At 73.5% G+C, this 3,958-nt stretch carries 4 protein-coding genes; 1 reads left to right on the forward strand and 3 read right to left on the reverse strand.

What is annotated here, in order from left to right:
• Window positions 1–899 (forward strand): polysaccharide deacetylase family protein (locus tag G3573_RS20600; RefSeq protein ID WP_205598405.1); only part of this gene is annotated, 899 nt, incomplete at its 5' end.
• A gap of 3 nt (window positions 900–902) precedes the next feature.
• Here the strand turns inward: G3573_RS20600 and G3573_RS20605 are convergent.
• The 3 genes from G3573_RS20605 to G3573_RS20615 form a co-directional block, all read right to left on the reverse strand.
• Window positions 903–2,186: a glycosyltransferase family 4 protein gene (locus G3573_RS20605; RefSeq protein ID WP_205598406.1), complete on the reverse strand. Its 1,284-nt coding sequence runs from the start codon at window positions 2,184–2,186 to the stop codon at window positions 903–905.
• Window positions 2,183–2,911 carry a class I SAM-dependent methyltransferase gene (locus tag G3573_RS20610; RefSeq protein ID WP_163263533.1) on the reverse strand — a complete coding sequence of 243 codons (729 nt, stop codon included), beginning with the start codon at window positions 2,909–2,911 and terminating at the stop codon, window positions 2,183–2,185. The genes G3573_RS20605 and G3573_RS20610 overlap by 4 nt, the downstream gene beginning before the upstream one ends.
• Before the next feature lies 1 nt (window position 2,912).
• A partial coding sequence (locus G3573_RS20615; RefSeq protein WP_163263534.1) for a glycosyltransferase occupies window positions 2,913–3,958 on the reverse strand: 1,046 nt, incomplete at its 5' end.

The raw sequence follows: 3,958 nt of genomic DNA on the forward strand, positions 1-3,958 counted from the left end.
GGCTGAAGCGGCGGATGGGCGACGCGCTCAAGGCGGCCGGGCGGGCGGCCTCGGGTCCGGCCCCGCGGCGAGGCCCGACCAGCCTGACCCGGGCGGCCGAAATCCTCGCCGACGAGACCGCGGCCCTAGCCGCGCAAGCGCCGCTGCGGTCCTGGCCGCGACCGCAGCTTTCGCCCGGCGCGCGGGCCGAGCACGTGCCGGTGCTGATGTACCATCGCGTCGGCGAGGACGGCCCGGCCGGCCTGGCGCGCTACCGGATCAGCCCGGCCAAGTTTGAGGCCCAGTTGCGCTGGCTGCGCGACAACGGCTGGCAGGCGATCAGCTCGGACGACGTGGCCGAGGGCCTGACCCGCTGGAGCGGCTTCCCAGAGAAGGCCGTGGTCCTCACCTTCGACGACGCCTACTGCGATTTCGGCGACGCCGCCTGGCCGCTGCTCAAGCGCTACGGCTTCCATGCCGAGGTGTTCGTCCCCACCGACAAGGTGGGCGGCATGTCCGACTGGGACGACGTCTACGGGCCGTCGTCGCCGATCATGGACTGGGCCAGGATCAGGGCCTTGGCCGACGACGGCGTGGTGTTCGGCAGCCACCTGGCCACCCACACAGCCCCCGACGGCCTGCCCACCGAGGCGCTGCTGCGCGAGGCGGCGCGGGCGCGCGCCACGCTGGAGGCGCAGCTGGGCCGTACGGTCACGAGCATAGCCACCCCGCACGGCGCGTGGGACGAGCGCATCTCCCACACCCTGACGCTGGCGGGCAGCACCACGGTCTACACCACCGAACCCGGCTTCGTGCGGCTGGGCGACCAACCGCGCCGGCTGAAGCGGATCGAGGTGCGCGGCGACGTGGGCCTCGACGACTTCGTCGCCGAGCTGACGCCGCACTGGTTGAAGCCCTGAGTATCAGGCGCGCCGGAGGGCCCAGCTCGCCGGCGCGTCCTCGGCTTTCGGCGCGCCGCGCGTGCGGCGGGACAGCACCTTGCCCAGCGCCGCGCCGACCGCGGGAATGCCGTAGTGCTCGGCGCGCAGGCGCGCATTGCGCCCGAGGTCGCAGCGCAGGTGCATGTCGTCGACCAGCTGCTCCAGCGCCTGCGCCAGGGCCGCCGGGTTCTCCCGGGGCACCAGCAGGCCGCCGGACATCCGACCGTTCTCGAAGATGTCGGGCAGGCCGTGGGCGTCGGTGGCCACCACCGGCAGGCCGCAGGCCATGGCCTCCAGCGGCGCGACCGGCAGGCCCTCGGTGCGCGAGGCGATGACGTAGGCGTTGGCCGCCGACAGCCAGCGGCGCACGAAGGCGCGGTCGGTGACGTAGTCGCGGATCCAGGTCAGGCCCGGCGTCGGCGCCTCGGCGATCAGATCGGCCAGCAGGTCGTCGTCCTGGCCCGAGCCGATCAGGGTCAGCTGCGCGTCCGGAACGGTCTGGACCACGCGGCGCCAGGCGGCGACCAGCACGTCCAGGCCCTTGCGCTGCACGTCGATGCGGCCGTGGGTGACGACCACGAAGGCGTCGTGCGGCAGGCCCAGTTCGGCGCGCGCGACCGCGCGGTCGCCGGCCCGCCACTCGTCGGTGTCCAGCGGATTGGGGACGGAGACGACCTTGGCCCCGCTCACGCCGTAGCGCTTCTTCAGGCGCTCACGCTCGCGCGCCGAGGGCACGATCAGGCCGGCCGCCAGGCGCAGGGTGAGCCGCCGCGCCAGTCCCTCGACCGGCGAGGCCGTGACGTCGCCGCCCTGGAAAGTGGCATAGGTCGGCAGGCCCATCCGCAGGCCCAGCGTCACCAGCGAGTCGAAGCGGGCGTATTCGTATTCCTGCACCAGGATGGCGCGGCACCGCTCTTCCTTGAGGACGTGCGCCCAGGCCCGCAGCGGCGCGCTCTTCCAGCGGCGCACGCTCTCCCGGTTGGGCGAGGCCTCGGCCGGGCCGCCCGGACGCAGCGGCGGCACGGCCCAGAGGTGCGCGCCGGTGCCGGCGTGGACCATGCGGGTCGGCTCGCTCACCGTGCTCGACACGCAGACGATCACCGGGCGCCACCCGGCCTGGAACAGGCCCGCGACGTAGCCGAACAGCCAGCCGCCGGTCATCTGCTGGGCGAAGTCGTCGAGGGTCAGGCCGATCGGGGTGAGGAACTCCTCGATCGGGTCGCCCCACGGAAAGATGGCGACGCCGGGACGCGGATCATCGGTCAAGCCCGCCTCCACAGATAGGCCGTTTCGGTCCCCGGACTGGAAGGCTGGTGCAGCACGTAGCCCAGCAGGGTGAACGGCGCGGTGAGCAGATAAAGCAGACGACGCGCTCGCCAGGGCAGGCGCGAGAAGGCCAGGTCGTGGAAGAAGGCGGTGACCGGGTTGATGAAGCTGGCCGCCGCCGCCGGCGGGCAGCCGAACAGCGCCTCCAGGTCCTTGCGCGCATAACCGCGCCGGACATGGCCCCACTCGGCCATCAGCTCCGCCTCCGGCCGGCAGATGCCGCGCATGAAGCCGTAATAGGGGAAGCGCCAGGTGTGGTTGGGGGTGGAGACCAGGATCGCGCCGCCGGGCCGCACGACCCTGAGCGCCTCGGCCGCCGCCCGGTCGTCCTCGGGCACGTGCTCCAGCACGTCCAGCAGGGTGACGGCGTCGAAGAAGCCGTCGGGGAACGGCAGGCGTCGCGCGTCGCCGCAGACGAAGACGGTGTCGGCCAGCGACTGGCCGGCCAGCTCCGGATCGATGTCGACCGTGAACACCTCGGCGTCGGGGTAGAGCATGGCGGCCAGGCCGCTGCGCCCGCCGCCGATCTCCAGCACGCGTTTGACGCTGTGGTCGGGCGCGACCCGGTGAACGGCCCGCATCTTCTCGCGGTAGAACAAGCCGTCGGTCAGGCGGTGCGGGAACGGGTTGCGGGCGAGGAAACGCCCCAGCGGCTCTTTTCCCATGTCAGGCCTCGTCCAGCCGCGGCGCCGGCGCGCGCCGGTCGCGCCAGGCGTATTGCAGGCCCGCCAGCCAGCCCGAGATCTCGTGGCGCAGCAGCCGGTGGCGCGCGGTAGGCCCGTCCTTCCAGCCCTTCAGCGCCGTGCGCACGAAGTACTTGGGCATCTCCAGGAACACCCGGCGCAGGTCGCCGGCCGGGCCGTCGCGGTCGTGCTGGGCGAACAGGGCGGCGGCGTGGCCCTTCATGTAGGCGCGCATCTGCCGCTCCAGCGCGCCCCACTCCGCCCGGTGGGTGTGGAACACCACCGCGCGCGGCTCGTAGAGGCACGAGCCGCCGCGGGCCAGGATGCGGTGCCAGAACTCGGAATCCTCCGAACAGCCCGACGCGCCCGCGCCCAGCCGCTCGTCGAAGAGGCCCGAGCGTTCGAACGCCCCGCGCCGGAAGGCCATGCTGGCGCCGGCGCCCACGCGCCAGACCGGCACGCCGACGCCCTTGCCCATGGCGTAGAACTGGCCGTCGAACAGCACCGGCGTCCAGTTCTCGCCGAAGCCGCCCATGTCGATCTGGAACACCTTCTGGGACAGGGTCTCCAGCGAGGCGGGCAGGACCAGCCCGGTGACCGCCTCGACCTGCTCGCGGCCGTGGAAGGCGCGGGCGATCTCGGAGGTCCAGTCCGAGCGCACCTCGACGTCGTCGTCGGTGAAGGCGATCAGCTCGCCTTCGGCCGCGCGGACGCCGGCGTTGCGCGCGCAGCTCAGGCCCGGGCGGGGCTCGGGCAGCCAGCGCACGCCGGGGAAGCGGCGGACCACCTCGCGGGTGGCCGGGTCGTCCGGGCCGTTGTCGACGACGATGATCTCGCGCGGGGGAGAATCCTGCACGGCCAGGCTGGCCAGGCAGGCGGCCAGGGCCTGCGGCCGCGCGCGGGTGCAGATGATCACCGACAGCTGGTCGGCCGGATAGGGCGGCAGGCCGGTCAGCGCGTCCAGCAGGGCCCAGGGCTCCTCCACCGCCGCGACCGCGGCCACGCGCGCCCGGGGCAGCGGCGTGCCGT

This window comes from Caulobacter sp. 17J65-9 (assembly GCF_010975005.1).
GTDB lineage: Bacteria > Pseudomonadota > Alphaproteobacteria > Caulobacterales > Caulobacteraceae > 17J80-11.

Coding starts and splice junctions, on each gene's coding strand:
- G3573_RS20610 (WP_163263533.1), bottom strand. CDS start 2,911: ATGGGAAAAGAGCCGCTGGGGCGTTTCCTCGCCCGCAACCCGTTCCCG.